Raw genomic sequence first — 17381 nt, forward strand, 5'->3', positions numbered from 1 at the left:
TTTTACTCTTTGATTAATGGCAAGGTTATATTAGCACACAAGCCACCTTGTTCTTTATTCGATAAGACTAAATTTCCGCCATGTGCGGTAATGGCATTTTTAGCAATAGCAAGCCCTAAGCCAGTGCCGCCACTTACGCGGTCACGAGCATCTGATTGTCTAAAAAAGGGCTCACAAAGCTTACTTAGCTGCTCATTAGGCACGCCTGAGCCGTCGTCACATATTTCTATATAAATGGCATCTGAATGCTTTAGCGTTATGCTAATGGTGTGCTGAGCATATTTAATAGCATTACGAAGTAAGTTTTCAAGCGCACTAGCTATAAGTGTTTCATCGCAATTAATATTTACAGCCACACTGCCTGTAATTTTTAGTTGCTTATTGTTTTGTTTAGCTTCAAATTGAGCATCATTAATTACGTGATCCACAATAACTTGCAGTGATTGCTTTTGTAGCGAAAGCGCTTGGCTTTTTGCCTCTAAACGAGAAACCTGTAATACGTCGGCTATCATTTTATCAAGCTGGTTTGCTTCTTTTTCTATACGTAATAAATACGATTGGCTGGGTTCGTTAGCCTGCATTTGTGCAAGCCCTGTAGCCATTTTTAAACGTGTTAGAGGTGAGCGAAGTTCATGCGATATATCGGCAAGTAAACGCTTTTGTGAGCTAATAAGTAGCTCTAATTGATTAGCCATACTGTTAAAGTCGCGTCCAAGAACACCTAGTTCATCTTTACGGTTTAATGGAATATCGGCCCTGGCGGTTAAGTCGCCGGCAGATAATTTTATAGCGGCTTTTTTTAGGCTATTTATAGGAGCGATTAAGTTACGGCTAAATACAAAGCTCAAAACCAGTGAGGCCGCAATTGCAATAAATATCTTCATCCAATTAGGCATTAGTTTAAAGCGTAAAAGTAGCGGTGGTTGATGGTTTATATCTATTTCGTATAGATAAAAACTTCCTTCCGGCACATTTATATTTACAGGCCCGAACGCCTGGTATTTTTCGGTAAAAATAACTTGTGGAGACATATTTTGAGTAAAGTTTAATAAACTAAGGTCTATATCTTCCGGTACCTCTTTATTGCTGCGGGCATCTTCGCCTTGCGCAGCGCTTAAATATAAAAGCTTACGCTTTGTTAGTCTTGGATGTACTAATATTTCGTTTAAGCTGCGTTTATGCTTTATTACTGATCGCTCTACACTTTTGGCTGTGTATATAAGGTTTTTTTTCATCGGGCCAGATAGTGGCTCGTTGGTTACAGCATTAATTGCGGTTATGTTACTCAAAAATACAAGAGCCGCTACAGTGCCAATTATAGTTAGCCAAAACCAAAAAAATATTTTAAAAAATAAGTAATGCCTAGGGTGTTTTAGCCAAGCAAAATACACGTTATTATTCGCCTTGGATAAAGACATAGCCCGTACCTCGCATGGTTTTAATTCGCTCGGCTTGTATATGCTCTGCTATTTTTTTACGTATATTACTTACATGCATATCAATAGAGCGGTCGAAAGAGGCTAGGCGCCGGCCTAAAACTTCCTCACTTATTTGTTCTTTACTCACAACTTCGCCAGCGTTTTTACATAATAGCGCTAAAATTTCGTACTCGGTGCCAGTAAGAGTCAGTGTGGAGTTATTAATTGAAGCTTCGCGCGCAGCAAGGTTTACGGTAATCCCATTAACAAGCAGCTTATTATTGGTAGTGGGTACGCTTAAGCTATTAATATGCTCTATACGGCGGGTTATTGCTTTAACACGGGCTAGTAGCTCACGATGGTTAAAAGGTTTAGGTATATAATCGTCTGCACCAAGCTCTAAGCCAAAAATGCGGTCGAAGTCTTCGCCTTTAGCGGTAAGCATTATGACCGGTGTAAGCTTTGTTTGCCTAAGTTGTTTAAGTACTTCAAAACCATCAAGTGTAGGTAGCATTACATCTAATAATATAAGTGCGTAGTCGTTTGTTTGAGCTAACTTTAGACCTTGAGCACCGTCGTGTACGCTTTGAATTTCAAAGCCTTGCGCAGTCAAGTACTCACTTAAAAGCTCACAAAGACCAGTGTCGTCGTCAATCATTAATAGTTTCATTTCAAACCCTTAGGCAATTCTCATATTGTTATTTTACTTCTAAAATTGTGCAAAAGTGAATCTTTACACAACCTTTACACTGCTTTGCGTTACTTTGCGTTGAGTTATGTATAGTTAACTCACTGGCTTAGCAGTTACAACCAAATTCAATCCATCCAATATTAAGGTGATGATTATGACTAAAGTAAATACACTTTCAAAATTAGTACTTATTTGTGGTCTAGCAACGGCTACACTTGGCGCAGGCAGCGTATTAGCTAAAGGCGGCATGCATGACAAGCAAGGCCATTCTCCAGCGCGTTTTTTACTTTCTGAGCGCGGTGCCGAAAAGCTTGATTTAACCGATGAGCAGCAAACTAAGCTCGAAGCTATATTTGAAGCGCAAAAAACGCAAATGAAAGCATTGCGAGGCGACGATAAAGAAGCACGTAAAGCCGAGCGCGAAGCACATAAAGCTAAAATGGATGCGCTACTTTCAGCGGCAACCTTTGATGAAAATGCAGCAAAAGAGCTGTTAAATGCTCGTCACGATAAGGGCGAACAGTTTGGCTTAATTAAGCTAAAAACTCAGCACCAAGTACTGCAAGTACTCAACGCAGAGCAAAAAGAAAAATTTGCTAAAATGCAAAAACGTATGGGCAAAAAGCACCGTAAGCAAAGAGACTAATCGTTTAATTATAGATTAAACACTAAAAAGCCAGCTTAATGCTGGCTTTTTATATTTATATAATCACTTAAACTTATTTAAAAAACTCGTCTTCATTTTTTGCCATCATGGCTTCAATATCTTCAATCATGTCTTGGCTAAACTGTTCAGCCGAAGTGATTGGCGCTGAAATTTTGTTATTTTCAAACGACCATTCACCTAAATCAATAAGTTGGCAACGTTTTGAACAAAAAGGGCGGTGTGGGCTTTGCTCAGACCATTCAACTTTGTTTTTACACGTTGGACAGTTAACAATAGTTGGCATACTTTACTCTCTAAATTTTTTATTTATAGCTCTAAAGGCAACCCTTAGAGCTATACACTTACATATTAGTTACGCGGTTTATTTCAGCCAGAGACGTTAAACCATCGGCGGCTTTTCGTAAACCCGATAGGCGTAAATTATTAAACCCAGCTTTAAGGGATACCTCTGCTATTTCTAGTGAGTTACCACCACGCATAATAATTTGTGCAATTTCTGGCGTAATTTGCATTACTTCATAAATACCTACACGGCCTTTATAGCCATCGGTACAACTATCACAGCCTTTAGGTGCGTAGAGTGTCATATCTTCAATTTGCTTAGCTGTAAAACCTTGGCGAGCTAGTTCTTCACTAGGAAGTTGCTCTGGCGTTTTACACTTAGGACATAATCGGCGCGCTAATCGCTGGGCTATAATTAAGCTAATAGAGCTTGCCACATTATAAGCGGGTACGCCCATATTTAATAAACGTGTAATGGTTTCGGGAGCAGAGTTTGTATGCAGTGTTGATAACACTAAGTGACCCGTTTGCGCCGCCTTAATTGATATTTCAGCGGTTTCAAGGTCACGTATTTCACCTACCATTACTACATCAGGATCTTGACGTAAAAATGCACGCAGTGCGTTTGCAAAAGTCATCTCGGCTTTAGGGTTTATTTGTACTTGGTTAACCCCTTCGAGGTTTATTTCTACGGGATCCTCTGCGGTACTAATATTTCGCTCTGGCTGGTTTAAAATATTTAAGCCCGTATAAAGTGATACTGTTTTACCAGAACCTGTAGGACCTGTAACGAGTATCATGCCTTGTGGCTGAGCTAGAGCATCCATATAGAGCTTTTTCTGCTCTTCTTCATAGCCAAGTACATCAATGCCTAGCATAGCGCTTGATGAGTCTAAAATACGCATTACTATTTTTTCGCCCCAAAGGGTCGGCATAGTACTTACACGAAAATCGATACTTTTGCGTTCAGTAATCTTTAATTTAATTCGGCCATCTTGTGGCTTACGTTTTTCAGCAATATCGAGCCTCGACATTACTTTTATACGTGCAGAAAGCTTAGTAGAAAGCGTATTAGGTGGACTGGCTACTTCGTGCAAAATTCCGTCTATACGAAAGCGAATGCGGTATTTATGCTCATACGGTTCAAAGTGTAAATCTGACGCCCCTTTTTTAATGGCATCCATTAAAATTTTATTGATATAAACAATGATTGGCGCATCGTCTTTATCATCATCTTTAGGTGTGGTTTCTTTAGGGCCTTCAGTATCTAAGTCGGCAAACTCTTTAAACTCATCATCACTTAAATTTAAGCTACCAGTGGCATCTAATAGCTGCTCTATTTTATTGTCGAGTTGAATGTAATCAACCACTACCACTTCACACGATAAACCCGTGCTAAATTCAAAGTTTTCAAAGGCACCGTAATCAGTAGGATCTGAGGCGGCAATGTATACTTTTCTTTCTTTTTGAACGAGTGGTAAAATATGGTGCTTACGGATCAGCTTTTCTTTTACAAGATCAGCTGGAATAGATGCAGGGTCAAAGTCTTTTAAATCAAAATAGGGTACTCGAAACAAATCTATACATTGCTCAGCTAAATCTAGACTATCGATTTTTCCGCATTTAGAAATAAGCTCAGCAGTTGAGGCAAATTCGTTTTGTTTTGCTTTAACCGTGTCGGCATCAATACGGCCAAGGGTAATAAATTTTCTCAATAACGGTGAGTTAATATTCATTGCGCACCTGTTTTATTCCTTCAATAGTAAGCAATTTATCAGAAACAAGAAGGGGATTACATTATCTTTCGTTCTTTGCTGCGATTTTACTAACTAAAATATAAGTTTATGTGAGTTATGACCCTATTAATGGGATTTAGTTTTACTATGTAAAGCATATTGTAGGTAACTTTTATGAAGATCAACAACCTCTGTATGGACTAAGCTTAAATTGCGGTCATTATTTAAAATATCATCCGCTTTTTGTTGTTTATTTTCACGAGACATTTGCGTAGCAATAATACTTTTTACTTGCTCAATAGTTGTGTTATCACGTTTAGCTGTACGCGTTATTTGAACAGAGGTTGGTACGTCAATAAGTAAGGTATGGTCGCAGTACTTATCAAGATTATTCTCAAACAATAAAGGCGCTACCAGTACAACATAAGGGCTAGTTGCACCATTTAAATCGGCCAATATTTTTATCCGTATAAGGGGGTGAAGCAGTGCGTTTAGCCATTCTTTTTCAGCATCGTTTGTAAAAATTTTAGTGCGCAGTGCTGTCCTATTTAATGTGCCATCGGGCAGTAAAATATCTTTACCAAAGTGCGTTGTAATAGCGTTTAGCCCTTCACTATTTGGCTCTACTACTTCACGAGCAATTATATCGGCATCAACAACTGTAATGCCTAACTCTTCAAACATATTGCTAACGGCTGTTTTACCACAGCCAATACCGCCCGTTAAGCCTAGCACCCAGTTATTTATTTTAGCTGTTTGCTCACCCATATTAATAGCCAATTAAATTAAAATACATATTTTGAATTTGACTGCCCCACAATAGTGTTATCCAACCCGCTATTGCTAAATAAGGGCCAAAAGGGATTGGCGTTGCTTTGTCTTTACCTTGAATGCTTAAAAGGGCAATACCTATAATTGCACCCACTACGCTCGAAAGCAGAATAATAGTTAAAAGTGATTGCCAACCAAGAAGTGCGCCAAACACGGCTAGTAATTTAAAGTCGCCATAGCCCATGCCTTCTTTGCCGGTTAGTAACTTAAATAACCAAAACACACTCCATAAGCTTAAATAACCAAAAGCGGCACCCATAATTGCATCACTTGGCGTAATTGTAATTCCGGCAACAGCGGCAATAAGTGCTAGCCAAACAAGCGGTAAAGTTAGCTGATCGGGTAGCAGCATGTGGTCTATATCGATAAAGGTTAGTGCTACTAAAATCCATGTTATAAAAATATATAAAAGGGCTTGCTCTGTAGCACCAAAGCTATAAGCAATAATAAGACTTAGTATGGCTGTAATTGCCTCAACAGCAGGGTAACGAGCAGAAATAGGGTTACTGCAACTTGCACATTTACCTTTAAGTGCGAGCCAACTAATAATAGGAATGTTCTGCCAAGGTTTAATGGCTGTTTTACATTTTGGGCAGGTAGAGTTAGGTTTTACTAAGTTAAAAGGCTCGTTGGTGTTAATTTGCTTAGACTGATTGGCTGTAAGTTCATCTTCTAATAATAATCTACATTCACTTTGCCACTCTCGTTGCATCATAAGTGGTAAGCGGTAAATAACCACATTTAAAAAACTGCCTACACATAAACTGACTAAGCCAACAGTAGTTAAATAAAACCACAGTTGGCTTTGCATTACTTCAATAATACTTTGCATTTATTTACCTGAAAATTATTCTAAAAATTAAGAGTCTAAAAAATTAAGTGAAATAATTATCACAAAGAGAAGTTAAAGAGAGTAAATGGGAAGACATTAGCCGCCAACCCCATAAAATAAGGCTCTCTTTAATTCCTGTAAATTTTTATTAATTAAATTACAGATCCTAACTGGAAAATCGGCAAGTACATAGCAATAATTAACCCACCTACAAGCACACCAAGTACTGCCATAATAAGCGGCTCTAATAAGCTTGAAAGGCCATCAACCGCATCATCAACCTCTTGCTCATAGATTGTAGCTACTTTAGCTAGCATGCCATCTAATGAACCTGACTCCTCGCCAATAGCGACCATTTGTATTACCATATCAGGAAATATTTTAGAGTTTCGCATTGCCCAGTTCATTTGGTTACCAGAGCTAACCTCAGCTTTAATATCTAGTATTGCATAACGGTAAACAGCATTCCCGGATGCACCTGCAGCAGAGTCTAGCGCATCAACCAGTGGTACACCGGCAGCAAAGGTGGTCGAAAGTGTCCGAGCATAACGAGCAACTGCCGCTTTATTTAAAATCATACCAATTACTGGCAGTTTTAATATGGCTCTATCTGTTGCATCTCTAAGTTTTAAACTTCTGAGCTTGGCTTCTTTAAACACGTAACCAAAGCCAACGATAGCAATTAAAATTATCCACCAATATTCTTGCATAAATTCAGATATACTAATGACTAATAGCGTGAAAGCTGGGAGCTCTGCACCAAAGCCATTAAAGATATCCTGGAATTGAGGTACAACAAAGATAAGCAGGATTGAAGTTACAATAAGCGCAACAACTAAAACGGCAATCGGGTAAAACATCGCTTTTTTTATTTTTGATTTTAGCGCTTCAGACTTCTCTTTATAAAGAGCAACACGGTCAAATATTTTATCAAGCGCACCTGATTGCTCGCCTGATGCGACTAAATCGCAATATAAATCATCAAAATAACGGGGGTGTTTTCTAAGCGCTGCAGATAGCGGTTGGCCAGCTTTAACTTCATCGCCAATGGTCTCCACTAACTTGGCAACGCTTTTGTTAGTAGAACCCGAACCTATCATTTCAATCGCTTGAATGAGTGGTACACCTGCCATCAACATAGTTGCTATTTGTCGTGTGAGTAAAGCTATGTCTTTAGGGGTGATTTTTTGAACGCTTTGAATGCCAAAGAGGGGTTTTGGTTTACGCTTTACTTTTGAAGGTGTAATACCTTGTTTTCGTAGTTGTGCTTTAACAAGTGCAATGCTATTACCTGTAAGTTCACCCTCAAGTCTTTTTCCGCGGGCGCTAACACCAACCCATTGAAAAGTATCTAATTTTTTTTTTGCTTCTTTAGACATCCATTTGACTCTTTGTTTTTAAATAAAAAAGGTAGCTAAATGAGCTACCTTAAATTCAAAGAAATTAAAAAGCTATTAAGGAGCAGCTGCTGGAACGGTACAAGAGCTTGGTAACCAGCTTGCTTTTGCATCTCCTGATACAGAGCCTGTACAAACCCACTCACTGATAGTAAACCCCGATGTGAAATTTGCAGCAGTTGCTGCCGCGGCACCATTCTGAGGAGTTAAAATTATTTTTAAGCCTGCCATGTCGCTCTGACCTGTAGCTTCAATAACACCAGCATCAGACACTGTCATACCACTTACATATTTTGTTGCAACGAAACCTGTATCACAATCATCCGGAGATTGACCAACTTGAGCCTTCTCACTAGCACAAGTTCTTGCTGTACTAGCTGCAAGCATTATCTCAGTCCCTTTTGCTCTAGCTGTATAATCTTGATAAGCAGGTAAAGCTACAGCGGCTAAAATACCGATGATTGCGATAACAATCATTAATTCAATTAGGGTGAAACCCTGTTGTTTTTGAGTCATTGTTTTCATGTTTCCTCTCCTAAAGGATAGATTTTTGTAAGTTAAATCACTTAAGTGGTTAAAACAACCAAACTTAATTTATCTGATTTACTTTACAGTTTTACTTAAAATAAATTTTTATTGCACTTTAGCTTTAGGGTATGAAACACAAAAGCTAGGTGTGAATTCATTATGTTTAGTACTAATTACATAAACATTACTAAATTTGTTGCCAGTTGCAGCAACAATCAGTATAGACATAAATAAAATAGTTTAGTTGCTTAAGTTTTTAATTCTTTTTTTAAAAATTTAGGCAGATTTTAAATCTAATTATTTATGGTTGTTTTTTTTAATAAAATACTACAACAGGATTAGTGTATCATTTTATTTTAGGAATTAGCACGTTACTTTTCCTAAAAAAGCTATTTTATTTAACAAAATGTTACAAAGTAAGCCTTTTGGGTTATTAAATGTCTTTTTGCTTAGCTTGTCAATTAATTAGCATTATTAAAGTTTAAATATAGCTTTAAAATTGCTCAAAACGCATAGATAAATCGATCGATTGTAAGTTTTTTGTTAATGCTCCGCTTGATATAAAATCTACACCCGCTTGCGAGTAAGTTTTTAGGGTTTCTAGGGTCATGTTGCCTGAAACTTCTAATTTGGCGCGTTTATTGGTTAAAACTACAGCTTGTTTAATTTGTTCTACGCTAAAATTATCGAGCATAATTATATCGGCGCCGGCTTCAATCGCTTGTTTAAGTTCTGGGAGTGACTCTACTTCTACTTCTACCGGTTTGTTTGGGTGGTTTTGTTTAGCTTGAGCCACTGCTTTATCAATACCGCCGCACGCTGCTATGTGGTTTTCTTTAATTAAAAACGCATCGAACAGGCCAATACGATGATTTGCGCCGCCACCACATTTTACTGCGTATTTTTGAAGTGCTCTAAGGCCGGGTATTGTCTTGCGGGTATCGAGTAATTGTGTAGTGGTGCCGCTTAGCTCTTTTACATAATGAGCGGTTGTAGTGGCTGTGCCCGATAAGGTTTGTACAAAGTTAAGAGCGGTACGTTCTGCTGTTAATATTGCACGAGCAGAACCTTTGGCAGTAAATAAAGTGCTATTAGCTGTAACAGTATCGCCATCATTTATAAGCACGTTCACTTCAACACTTGGGTCTACTTGTTTAAAAACTTCAATAATGATGTCTTTGCCGCAAAAAACACAATCTTCGCGAGTTATTACTTTGGCGTTTGCTTGCTCATTTTGTGGGATCAGCTGAGCGGTAATATCGCCATCTTGCGCAGTTTGGTAATTTAAATCTTCATCTAAGGCGAGAGAAACAAGTTGGGTAATAAGCGTGTGCGAAATAGACATATGAAGGCTCATAAGTGTTAATAAATTAAGCAAATTTTACTATGTTTAAATAACTAATAGAAGTGCTTTTAGCTGAGAAGGTTTTTTATTAAGCTGCTTATTTAATATGACTAATAAAATTTAGATGGATGAGTGCGCTAAGTTAGCTTATTTACGCAAAGCGCAGTGCGCTATCATTATTTATATAATTCCTTTAGCATCAACCTTATATATTTTGGGATTTAACTAACAAGCGTATTATGAGAATAGATTTAAACGGTGTTGTTACTTCTATAGCGCAGCGCCCTTGTACACACTTTGATGAGCGCCTTGATGAAGCCGATATTTCTTTGTTGGTTATTCATAATATTTCACTGCCCGCAGGGCAGTTTGGTACCCCCTATGTTGATGATCTTTTTATGGGGGTTATTAGTTGTGATGCTCATGCGAGTTTTATTGATTTAAAAGGGCTTCGCGTGTCGGCGCATTGTTTTATTAAACGCACCGGCGAAATTATACAATACGTACCCTTTGCAAAGCGTGCTTGGCATGCGGGGCAATCTGAATTTGATGGTATTACGGCATGTAATAATTTTAGTATTGGTATTGAGCTTGAGGGCACCGATACAACGCCATATACTTGTGCTCAGTACAAGGCATTGGCGCTTATTAGTAAAGCTATAATGCAGCGCTACCCAAAAATTACGCCTTCGCGAATTGTAGGGCATTGCGATATTGCACCTGGGCGCAAAACCGACCCTGGCGAGAGTTTTAACTGGCAATTGTTTTTAAATATGCTTGAGCAACCAAGTTAAGAGAGTTATTTCCATGATTTTAGTTTCAATAATAATTGCACTAATACTCGAGCGCTTAGGTGCACGGTCTAACTATTGGCAAATAAGTTATTACGCCAATGGTTATTTAAAACGTTCTACTAAGCTACTTGATGAAAAAGGTTTATTTGGTTCAGCCACTGGTTTTTTAGTGTGGTTATTTTTACCGGTTATAGCCATCGGGCTTATTTATTTACTATCTGATTTTGTGTTGTGGCAATTGGCTGTAAATATAGCGGTATTACTAGTTTGTTTTGGCTGTGCTAAACAGCGTGCTTTATATAAGTCGTATTTAAATGCATTAACACGTGATGACCAAGCAGCGGCTTCATTGTATGCATTACAAATAGGGCAAAAACATTTAGAGGATGAAGAGGGCGGCGAAACTTTTGGGCAAACACTTGCGTGGGTAAACTTTAGATTTTACTGCGCGGTAATTTTTTGGTTTGTATTATTAGGTGCACCAGGTGCTGTACTTTATGCATTAGTACGAACATTTGCCGACTTAGTACGAGAAGACCACAAGGTTATCTTTGCAAATCGCTTTAAGCTTATTCATAAATTATTATTTTGGCTTGATTGGTTACCGGCAAGAGTTACAAGCTTTGGTTATTTAGTCATTGGTAATTTTAATAAAGGTACCAGTTGCTGGCTACGTTATGTACTTAACTTTAAATCACCAAATCGTGAAGTTGTAACGTGTACAGCCCTCGCTGCAGAACAAGTTGAAAAACGTTATTACGGTTGCACTTACGAGGCAACCTGCATGATCAAGCTCGTTAAGCGTAACGTGCTCTTTTATTTAGTACTTATTGCACTGCTTACATTATTTGGCGGCCTATCTTAAATAATTAGATGCGGGGTAAACCCGCATCTATTATATCGCGCATGCTGCTTTACTCTTAGATAATCAGGTGTGTATAAATAACTGCAGCCTCCTCGTTACTTCATCCTGCTACTAATTTCTTTAATAAATTCAACTAGAGCTAAAACTCTACTCTTTCTGGTCAGACCATTTGTTTTCATCTTATTAACTTTTAGGGACGTTGCCTCAATTGTGCATTGTTTGATCTTCGTTCAAAATGCGTTACGCTACTTTAATTGCTCAAGCTGGCTGTAAATTGACAGCTATTAGGGTTTTTGATACCTTATTGAAAATTTTTGGTATGACCAATTTACCTTTTGGGCAAGTCATCCAACTCTACGCCATGTTTTTAGGGCTTTTGGTATTTATACAACGCGGACGTTGATTCATGTCTTTAAAGATTAAAGCAGCAAAATTATCTGATGTTATTTTACAGCAACTCGAGAACATGATTCTTGAAGGCTCTTTAGCACCAGGTGAAAAGTTGCCACCAGAGCGTGAACTAGCAAAGCAGTTTGAAGTGTCTCGTCCGTCATTGCGTGAGGCAATCCAAAAACTTGAAGCTAAAGGTTTAGTTACGCGTCGCCAAGGTGGCGGTACGTTTGTAAAAAATCAGCTTGAAGAAGGGCTAACCGATCCGTTATTTGAACTGATCAGTAAACATCCTGAATCGCAATTTGATTTACTAGAATTTCGTCATGCACTCGAAGGCATTGCTGCTTACTATGCAGCACTGCGCGGAACCAGCACCGACTTTACCAAAGTAAAACAAAGCTTTGATAAAATTGCTTTAGTTAATGACGATTTACAGCAAAAAGCAAAAGCAATAAATGCCTTTCATTTTAGCGTTGCAGAAGCTTCGCACAATGTTGTTTTATTGCATTTGGTTAGAGGTATGCAAGCGCTGCTTGAGCAAAATGTACTGCAAAATTTAACTGTTTTATTAAAAAAATCAGATATAAGCAGTCAGTTAGCCCAACACAGGCGTTTATTAATGGATGCCGTTATTGATGGCAATCCAGAACAAGCCCGCTTAGCAAGTAACGCGCACTTAGCGTTTATTGAAGAAGCATTACTTGAAGCAGGTAAAGAGCATTCGCGAATTGAACGTAGTTTAAGACGCACAAAACAAAATTAAGCTAATACGCTGTACTTAGAACACACAAAATTAAGTATACGTTGTATTAAATTAACAACATTCGTATTTTAAACATAAGGAAACCTCCATATGTCTGAAGTCAATAAAATTGACGTAGACGCGCTAGAAACACAAGAGTGGTTACAAGCTCTTGAATCAGTTGTGCGCGAAGAAGGTGTTGAACGAGCTCAGTATTTACTTGAGCAAGTGTTAGAGCAAGCCCGTTTAGACGGCGTTGATATGCCAACGGGTATTACCACGAACTACGTTAATACTATTCCAGTAGATCAAGAACCGGCTTACCCAGGTGATGTTAACCTAGAGCGCCGTATTCGTTCGATCATACGTTGGAACGCGATTATGATCGTTCTACGTGCATCGAAAAAAGATCTCGACTTAGGCGGCCATATGGCGTCTTACCAATCATCTGCTGCGTTTTATGAAGTGTGTTTTAACCACTTTTTTAAAGCGCCAAACGAGGTAGACGGTGGTGACTTAGTTTATTACCAAGGCCATATTTCTCCTGGTATTTACGCGCGTGCGTTTGTTGAAGGGCGTTTAAGCGCAGCTCAACTAGATAATTTCCGTCAAGAAGTAGATGGTAAAGGCTTACCTTCATACCCTCACCCTAAATTAATGCCTGAATTTTGGCAGTTCCCTACAGTATCAATGGGCTTAGGTCCTATCGCGTCTATTTACCAAGCGCGTTTCTTAAAATACTTAGACGGACGTGGCTTAAAAGAAACTAAAAACCAACGTGTATATGCGTTTTTAGGTGACGGTGAAATGGATGAGCCAGAATCACGTGGCGCAATCTCGTTTGCTGCACGTGAAAAGCTAGACAACCTATGTTACTTAATTAACTGTAACTTACAGCGTCTAGATGGCCCAGTAATGGGTAATGGTAAAATTATTCAAGAACTAGAAGGCCTATTTAAAGGCGCTGGTTGGAACGTAATTAAAGTTGTATGGGGTAGCGGTTGGGATATCCTTCTTGCTAAAGATACAACAGGTAAATTACTACAATTGATGAACGAAACAATTGATGGCGATTACCAAACATATAAAGCTAAAGATGGCGCGTATGTACGTGAGCATTTCTTTGGTCGTTACCCAGAAACAGCAGCACTTGTTGCAGATATGACGGATGACGAAATTTTTGCACTTAAGCGTGGTGGTCATGAGCCATCAAAACTTTATGCTGCATTTAAAAAGGCCGAGCAAACTAACGACCGTCCTACTGTAATTCTTGCTAAAACTGTTAAAGGTTACGGCATGGGTGAAGCAGCAGAAGGTAAAAACATTGCGCACCAAGTGAAAAAGATGGACATGAGCCATGTTGAACACTTACGTGACCGTTTAGGCCTGCAAGATTTAGTATCTGAAGAGCAAATTAAAGATCTTCCATACTTAACACTTGAAGAAGGTTCAGAAGAATACAAGTACTTACACGCACGTCGTGATGAGCTTAAAGGTTACACACCTACTCGTATTCCTCGCTTTAGCGAAAAATTACAATTGCCAGAAGTAGATGCATTTAAGCCGCTACTTGAAGAGCAAAAGCGTGATATTTCTACAACAATGGGCTTTGTTCGTGCACTTAATATCTTATTAAAAGATAAAGGCATTGGTAAAAACATCGTACCAATTATTGCAGATGAGGCGCGTACGTTTGGTATGGAAGGTTTATTCCGCCAAATCGGTATTTACAACCCACATGGCCAAAACTACACCCCTCAAGACCGTGATATTGTTTCTTACTACAAAGAAGCTACATCAGGGCAAGTACTTCAAGAAGGTATTAACGAGCTAGGTGCAATGTCGTCATGGGTAGCTGCTGCAACATCATACAGCACTAACGATTTACCAATGATCCCGTTCTACATTTACTATTCTATGTTTGGTTTCCAACGTGTTGGCGACATGGCATGGATGGCGGGGGATCAACAAGCACGTGGTTTCTTATTAGGTGCTACTGCGGGTCGTACAACGCTAAATGGTGAAGGTCTACAGCACGAAGATGGTCACAGCCATATTCTTGCAAACACGGTTCCTAACTGTATTTCTTACGATCCTACTTACGCATTTGAAGTAGCAGTAATTGTACAAGATGGTATTCGTCGTATGTACGGTGACGACCAAGAAAACATTTACTACTACCTAACGCTTATGAACGAAAACTACCATCAGCCAGCTATGCCAGAAGGCGCTGAAGAAGGTATTCGTAAAGGTATCTACAAACTTGAAAGCTACGAAGGTAAAAAAGCCAACGTACAGCTATTAAGCTCAGGTACTATCATGACTGAAGTGCGTAAAGCTGCTGCAATTTTAAGTGATGATTACGGCATTGCATCAGACGTTTACTCTGTAACGTCATTCAATGAGCTTACGCGTGATGGTCAAGATGTTGAACGTTTCAACATGCTTAACCCAGAAAGCGAGCAAAAAACAGCTTACATTACGAGCGTATTAAACGACTCAGTAACTGTAGCCGCAACTGATTACATGAAAAACTACGCAGAACAAGCACGTTCATTTATTCCAAGCAGCAACTATAAGGTGCTTGGTACAGATGGTTACGGACGTTCTGATAGCCGTGAAAACTTACGTCGTCACTTTGAAGTTAACGCAAGCTACGTTGTTGTTGCTACGTTATCTGAACTTGCTAAACGCGGTGAAGTTGAAAAGTCAGTGGTTGTTGAAGCGATTAAAAAGTTCGACATTGACACAAATAAACTAAACCCACTGTACGCATAAGAGGTTTGCAATGAGTATTGAAATTAATGTACCAGATATCGGTGGCGATGAAGTTGAAGTAACCGAAATCTTAGTAAGTGTTGGCGACAAAGTAGATGTTGATCAATCGCTACTAACCGTTGAAGGCGACAAAGCCTCAATGGAAGTACCTGCTGCACAAGCAGGTACAGTTAAAGAAATTAAAGTAAGCGAAGGCGACACTGTTACAACAGGCACGCTAATTATGATTTTTGAAGGCGAAGAGACTGGTTCACAAAGCGAGCCAGAAGCGCCGACTAAAACTGAAGCTGCTGCACCTGCAGAGGCTTCAGGTTCTTCAACTAAAGAAGTCACGGTACCAGATATTGGTGACGACGAAGTTGAAGTAACAGAAATCATGGTTGCCGTTGGCGATACTGTTGAAGAAGAACAATCTATTTTAAACGTTGAAGGCGATAAAGCCGCAATGGAAGTACCAGCACCATTTGCTGGTACTGTAAAAGAGATTAAAGTAACCGAAGGCGACAAAGTAAAAACAGGCTCTTTAGTGTTTGTTTTTGAAGTTGCCGGTTCAAGTGGACCCGCATCAGATGCACCTAAGCAAGAGTCTGCACCAGCAGAAACTGCTCAAAGTGCACAGCCAAGCACAAAAGAAGTAAATGTACCTGATATTGGCGATGATGAAGTTGAAGTAACTGAAATCATGGTTGCTGTTGGCGATAGCGTAGAAGAAGAGCAATCTATCTTAAACGTTGAAGGCGACAAAGCAGCAATGGAAGTACCAGCACCATTTGCAGGCACAGTTAAAGAAATTAAAATTGCAGCGGGCGATAAAGTAAAAACAGGTTCGCTTATTTTTGTATTTGAAGTTGCCGGCAGTGCACCTGCAAAAGCTTCTGCACCTGCAGAGCAAAAGCCAGCTGCAGCACCTGCAAAAACCGAGTCTGCGCCAGCTCAAGCTGCACCTGCGGCTAAAGCAAGCGATGAAGGTTTTGAAAACAACAGCGCATATGCCCATGCATCGCCAGTTGTTCGCCGTTTAGCGCGTGAGTTTGGTATTAACCTAGCAAACGTTAAAGGCTCAGGTCGTAAAAACCGTGTAGTAAAAGAAGACGTGCAAAACTATGTTAAAAACTTAGTTAAGCAAGTTGAATCAGGCCAATTACCAGCAGGTAAAGGCAATGCGGGCGGTAGTGAGCTTGGTTTAATTCCGTGGCCTAAAGTAGATTTTGCTAAGTTTGGCGAAATTGAAGAGAAGAAACTATCTCGCATTCAAAAGCTATCAGGTAAAAACTTACACCGTAACTGGGTACAAATCCCGCATGTTACACAGTTTGACGAAGCTGATATCACAAGCCTTGAAGTATTCCGTAAAGAGCAAAACGTGTTAAGCGAGAAGAAAAAGCTTGGCGTTAAAATCACTCCTCTTGTATTTGTGATGAAAGCGGTAGCTAAAGTACTTGCTGAATTCCCAACGTTTAATGCATCACTTTCTGAAGATGGCGAAAGCTTAATTCTTAAGAAGTACATAAACGTAGGTGTTGCAGTAGATACGCCTAATGGCTTAGTTGTTCCGGTATTTAAAGACGTGGACAAAAAAGGCATTATGGAATTATCTCGCGAGCTAATGGATATTTCTAAAAAGGCACGTGAAGGTAAGCTAACGTCATCTGATATGCAGGGCGGCTGTTTTACTATTTCAAGCTTAGGCGGTATTGGCGGTACGGCATTTACGCCGATTGTTAATGCACCAGAGGTGGCTATTTTAGGTGTATCTAAATCTGAAATGAAACCTAAGTGGAATGGTAAAGACTTTGAACCTAAACTAATGGTTCCGCTATCTATGTCGTACGATCACCGTGTGATTGACGGTGCACTAGCTGCACGCTTTACAGCAACGCTTGCTAGCTACATGAGCGACATACGTCAATTAGTGATGTAATCGCTACAATATGAACAAAATCAAATCCCAGCCAGTTGTTTTTAGCTGGGATTTTTACTATATGCAATGATACAATCTTTGCACTATTTGTGAATTGCTCTGATTTTCTGCCCATGCAGAAACATGGCAGTTAAATTTTAGGGCTGTGTCCCGTTCAAACA

The 17381-nt window shown here is 39.3% G+C and carries 15 protein-coding genes; 6 read left to right on the top strand and 9 right to left on the bottom strand.

Annotation, left to right across the window (positions count from 1 at the left end; genetic code table 11):
* Nucleotides 1–2 precede the first annotated feature (2 nt).
* Together ATS74_RS13465 and ATS74_RS13470 are read right to left on the bottom strand one after the other, a co-directional pair.
* On the bottom strand, nt 3–1418 hold the full coding sequence (locus ATS74_RS13465) for an ATP-binding protein (protein WP_058549395.1): 1416 nt from the start codon (nt 1416–1418) through the stop codon (nt 3–5).
* Nucleotides 1396–2088: a response regulator transcription factor gene (locus ATS74_RS13470; RefSeq protein ID WP_058549396.1), complete on the bottom strand. Its 693-nt coding sequence runs from the start codon at nt 2086–2088 to the stop codon at nt 1396–1398. Before ATS74_RS13470 ends, ATS74_RS13465 begins: the two co-directional genes overlap by 23 nt.
* 175 nt (nt 2089–2263) lie before the next feature.
* Here ATS74_RS13470 and ATS74_RS13475 point away from each other — a divergent pair, with 175 nt between their 5' ends.
* Nucleotides 2264–2755 carry a Spy/CpxP family protein refolding chaperone gene (locus tag ATS74_RS13475; RefSeq protein WP_058549397.1) on the top strand — a complete coding sequence of 164 codons (492 nt, stop codon included), beginning with the start codon at nt 2264–2266 and terminating at the stop codon, nt 2753–2755.
* Between the two features lie 73 nt (nt 2756–2828).
* Here the strand turns inward: ATS74_RS13475 and yacG are convergent, their stop codons facing one another.
* The 7 genes from yacG to nadC all read right to left on the bottom strand — a co-directional run bounded on the left by yacG (nt 2829) and on the right by nadC (nt 9727).
* On the bottom strand, nt 2829–3059 hold the full coding sequence (gene yacG / locus ATS74_RS13480; RefSeq protein ID WP_058549398.1) for a DNA gyrase inhibitor YacG: 231 nt from the start codon (nt 3057–3059) through the stop codon (nt 2829–2831).
* Between the two features lie 58 nt (nt 3060–3117).
* The gene (gene pilB / locus ATS74_RS13485) at nt 3118–4794 is read right to left on the bottom strand and encodes a type IV-A pilus assembly ATPase PilB (RefSeq protein ID WP_058549399.1); all 1677 of its coding nucleotides are present in this window, start codon (nt 4792–4794) and stop codon (nt 3118–3120) included.
* 126 nt (nt 4795–4920) lie between these two features.
* On the bottom strand, nt 4921–5562 hold the full coding sequence (gene coaE, locus ATS74_RS13490; protein ID WP_058549400.1) for a dephospho-CoA kinase: 642 nt from the start codon (nt 5560–5562) through the stop codon (nt 4921–4923).
* Between the two features lies 1 nt (nt 5563).
* Nucleotides 5564–6457: a prepilin peptidase gene (locus tag ATS74_RS13495; protein WP_058549401.1), complete on the bottom strand. Its 894-nt coding sequence runs from the start codon at nt 6455–6457 to the stop codon at nt 5564–5566.
* 152 nt (nt 6458–6609) lie between these two features.
* On the bottom strand, nt 6610–7836 hold the full coding sequence (locus ATS74_RS13500; protein WP_058549402.1) for a type II secretion system F family protein: 1227 nt from the start codon (nt 7834–7836) through the stop codon (nt 6610–6612).
* Between the two features lie 75 nt (nt 7837–7911).
* Nucleotides 7912–8379, bottom strand: coding sequence for a pilin (locus ATS74_RS13505; protein ID WP_058549403.1), 468 nt, complete (start codon nt 8377–8379; stop codon nt 7912–7914).
* Between the two features lie 496 nt (nt 8380–8875).
* Entirely contained in the window at nt 8876–9727 is an 852-nt protein-coding gene (gene nadC, locus ATS74_RS13510; protein ID WP_058549404.1) for a carboxylating nicotinate-nucleotide diphosphorylase, read from the bottom strand.
* Nucleotides 9728–9966: 239 nt separating this feature from the next.
* Between nadC and ampD the strand changes: the two genes are divergently transcribed.
* The 5 genes from ampD to aceF all read left to right on the top strand — a co-directional run bounded on the left by ampD (nt 9967) and on the right by aceF (nt 17220).
* Nucleotides 9967–10521, top strand: a complete 555-nt coding sequence (ampD, locus tag ATS74_RS13515) for a 1,6-anhydro-N-acetylmuramyl-L-alanine amidase AmpD (RefSeq protein ID WP_058549405.1) — start codon at nt 9967–9969, stop codon at nt 10519–10521.
* A gap of 13 nt (nt 10522–10534) precedes the next feature.
* A complete protein-coding gene (ampE, locus tag ATS74_RS13520; protein WP_058549406.1) occupies nt 10535–11386 on the top strand; it encodes a beta-lactamase regulator AmpE in 852 nt (283 codons plus the stop codon).
* 406 nt (nt 11387–11792) lie between these two features.
* The gene (pdhR, locus tag ATS74_RS13525) at nt 11793–12542 is read left to right on the top strand and encodes a pyruvate dehydrogenase complex transcriptional repressor PdhR (RefSeq protein WP_058549407.1); all 750 of its coding nucleotides are present in this window, start codon (nt 11793–11795) and stop codon (nt 12540–12542) included.
* Nucleotides 12543–12632: 90 nt separating this feature from the next.
* Nucleotides 12633–15299 carry a pyruvate dehydrogenase (acetyl-transferring), homodimeric type gene (aceE, locus tag ATS74_RS13530; RefSeq protein ID WP_058549408.1) on the top strand — a complete coding sequence of 889 codons (2667 nt, stop codon included), beginning with the start codon at nt 12633–12635 and terminating at the stop codon, nt 15297–15299.
* Nucleotides 15300–15309: 10 nt separating this feature from the next.
* Entirely contained in the window at nt 15310–17220 is a 1911-nt protein-coding gene (aceF, locus tag ATS74_RS13535; RefSeq protein WP_058549409.1) for a pyruvate dehydrogenase complex dihydrolipoyllysine-residue acetyltransferase, read from the top strand.
* The last annotated feature ends 161 nt before the right edge of the window (nt 17221–17381 follow it).

Source organism: Pseudoalteromonas sp. H103, from assembly GCF_001469205.1.
GTDB classification, from domain to species: Bacteria; Pseudomonadota; Gammaproteobacteria; order Enterobacterales; family Alteromonadaceae; genus Pseudoalteromonas; species Pseudoalteromonas carrageenovora.

Excerpts from the sequence above, each read along its gene's own strand:
- coaE (WP_058549400.1), bottom strand. The coding sequence starts at position 5,562 with ATGGGTGAGCAAACAGCTAAAATAAATAACTGGGTGCTAGGCTTAACG.
- aceF (WP_058549409.1), top strand. The coding sequence starts at position 15,310 with ATGAGTATTGAAATTAATGTACCAGATATCGGTGGCGATGAAGTTGAA.
- ampD (WP_058549405.1), top strand. The coding sequence starts at position 9,967 with ATGAGAATAGATTTAAACGGTGTTGTTACTTCTATAGCGCAGCGCCCT.
- ATS74_RS13475 (WP_058549397.1), top strand. The coding sequence starts at position 2,264 with ATGACTAAAGTAAATACACTTTCAAAATTAGTACTTATTTGTGGTCTA.
- ampE (WP_058549406.1), top strand. The coding sequence starts at position 10,535 with ATGATTTTAGTTTCAATAATAATTGCACTAATACTCGAGCGCTTAGGT.
- nadC (WP_058549404.1), bottom strand. The coding sequence starts at position 9,727 with ATGTCTATTTCGCACACGCTTATTACCCAACTTGTTTCTCTCGCCTTA.
- pdhR (WP_058549407.1), top strand. The coding sequence starts at position 11,793 with ATGTCTTTAAAGATTAAAGCAGCAAAATTATCTGATGTTATTTTACAG.
- aceE (WP_058549408.1), top strand. The coding sequence starts at position 12,633 with ATGTCTGAAGTCAATAAAATTGACGTAGACGCGCTAGAAACACAAGAG.
- ATS74_RS13465 (WP_058549395.1), bottom strand. The coding sequence starts at position 1,418 with ATGTCTTTATCCAAGGCGAATAATAACGTGTATTTTGCTTGGCTAAAA.
- ATS74_RS13470 (WP_058549396.1), bottom strand. The coding sequence starts at position 2,088 with ATGAAACTATTAATGATTGACGACGACACTGGTCTTTGTGAGCTTTTA.
- ATS74_RS13495 (WP_058549401.1), bottom strand. The coding sequence starts at position 6,457 with ATGCAAAGTATTATTGAAGTAATGCAAAGCCAACTGTGGTTTTATTTA.
- ATS74_RS13505 (WP_058549403.1), bottom strand. The coding sequence starts at position 8,379 with ATGAAAACAATGACTCAAAAACAACAGGGTTTCACCCTAATTGAATTA.
- yacG (WP_058549398.1), bottom strand. The coding sequence starts at position 3,059 with ATGCCAACTATTGTTAACTGTCCAACGTGTAAAAACAAAGTTGAATGG.
- ATS74_RS13500 (WP_058549402.1), bottom strand. The coding sequence starts at position 7,836 with ATGTCTAAAGAAGCAAAAAAAAAATTAGATACTTTTCAATGGGTTGGT.
- pilB (WP_058549399.1), bottom strand. The coding sequence starts at position 4,794 with ATGAATATTAACTCACCGTTATTGAGAAAATTTATTACCCTTGGCCGT.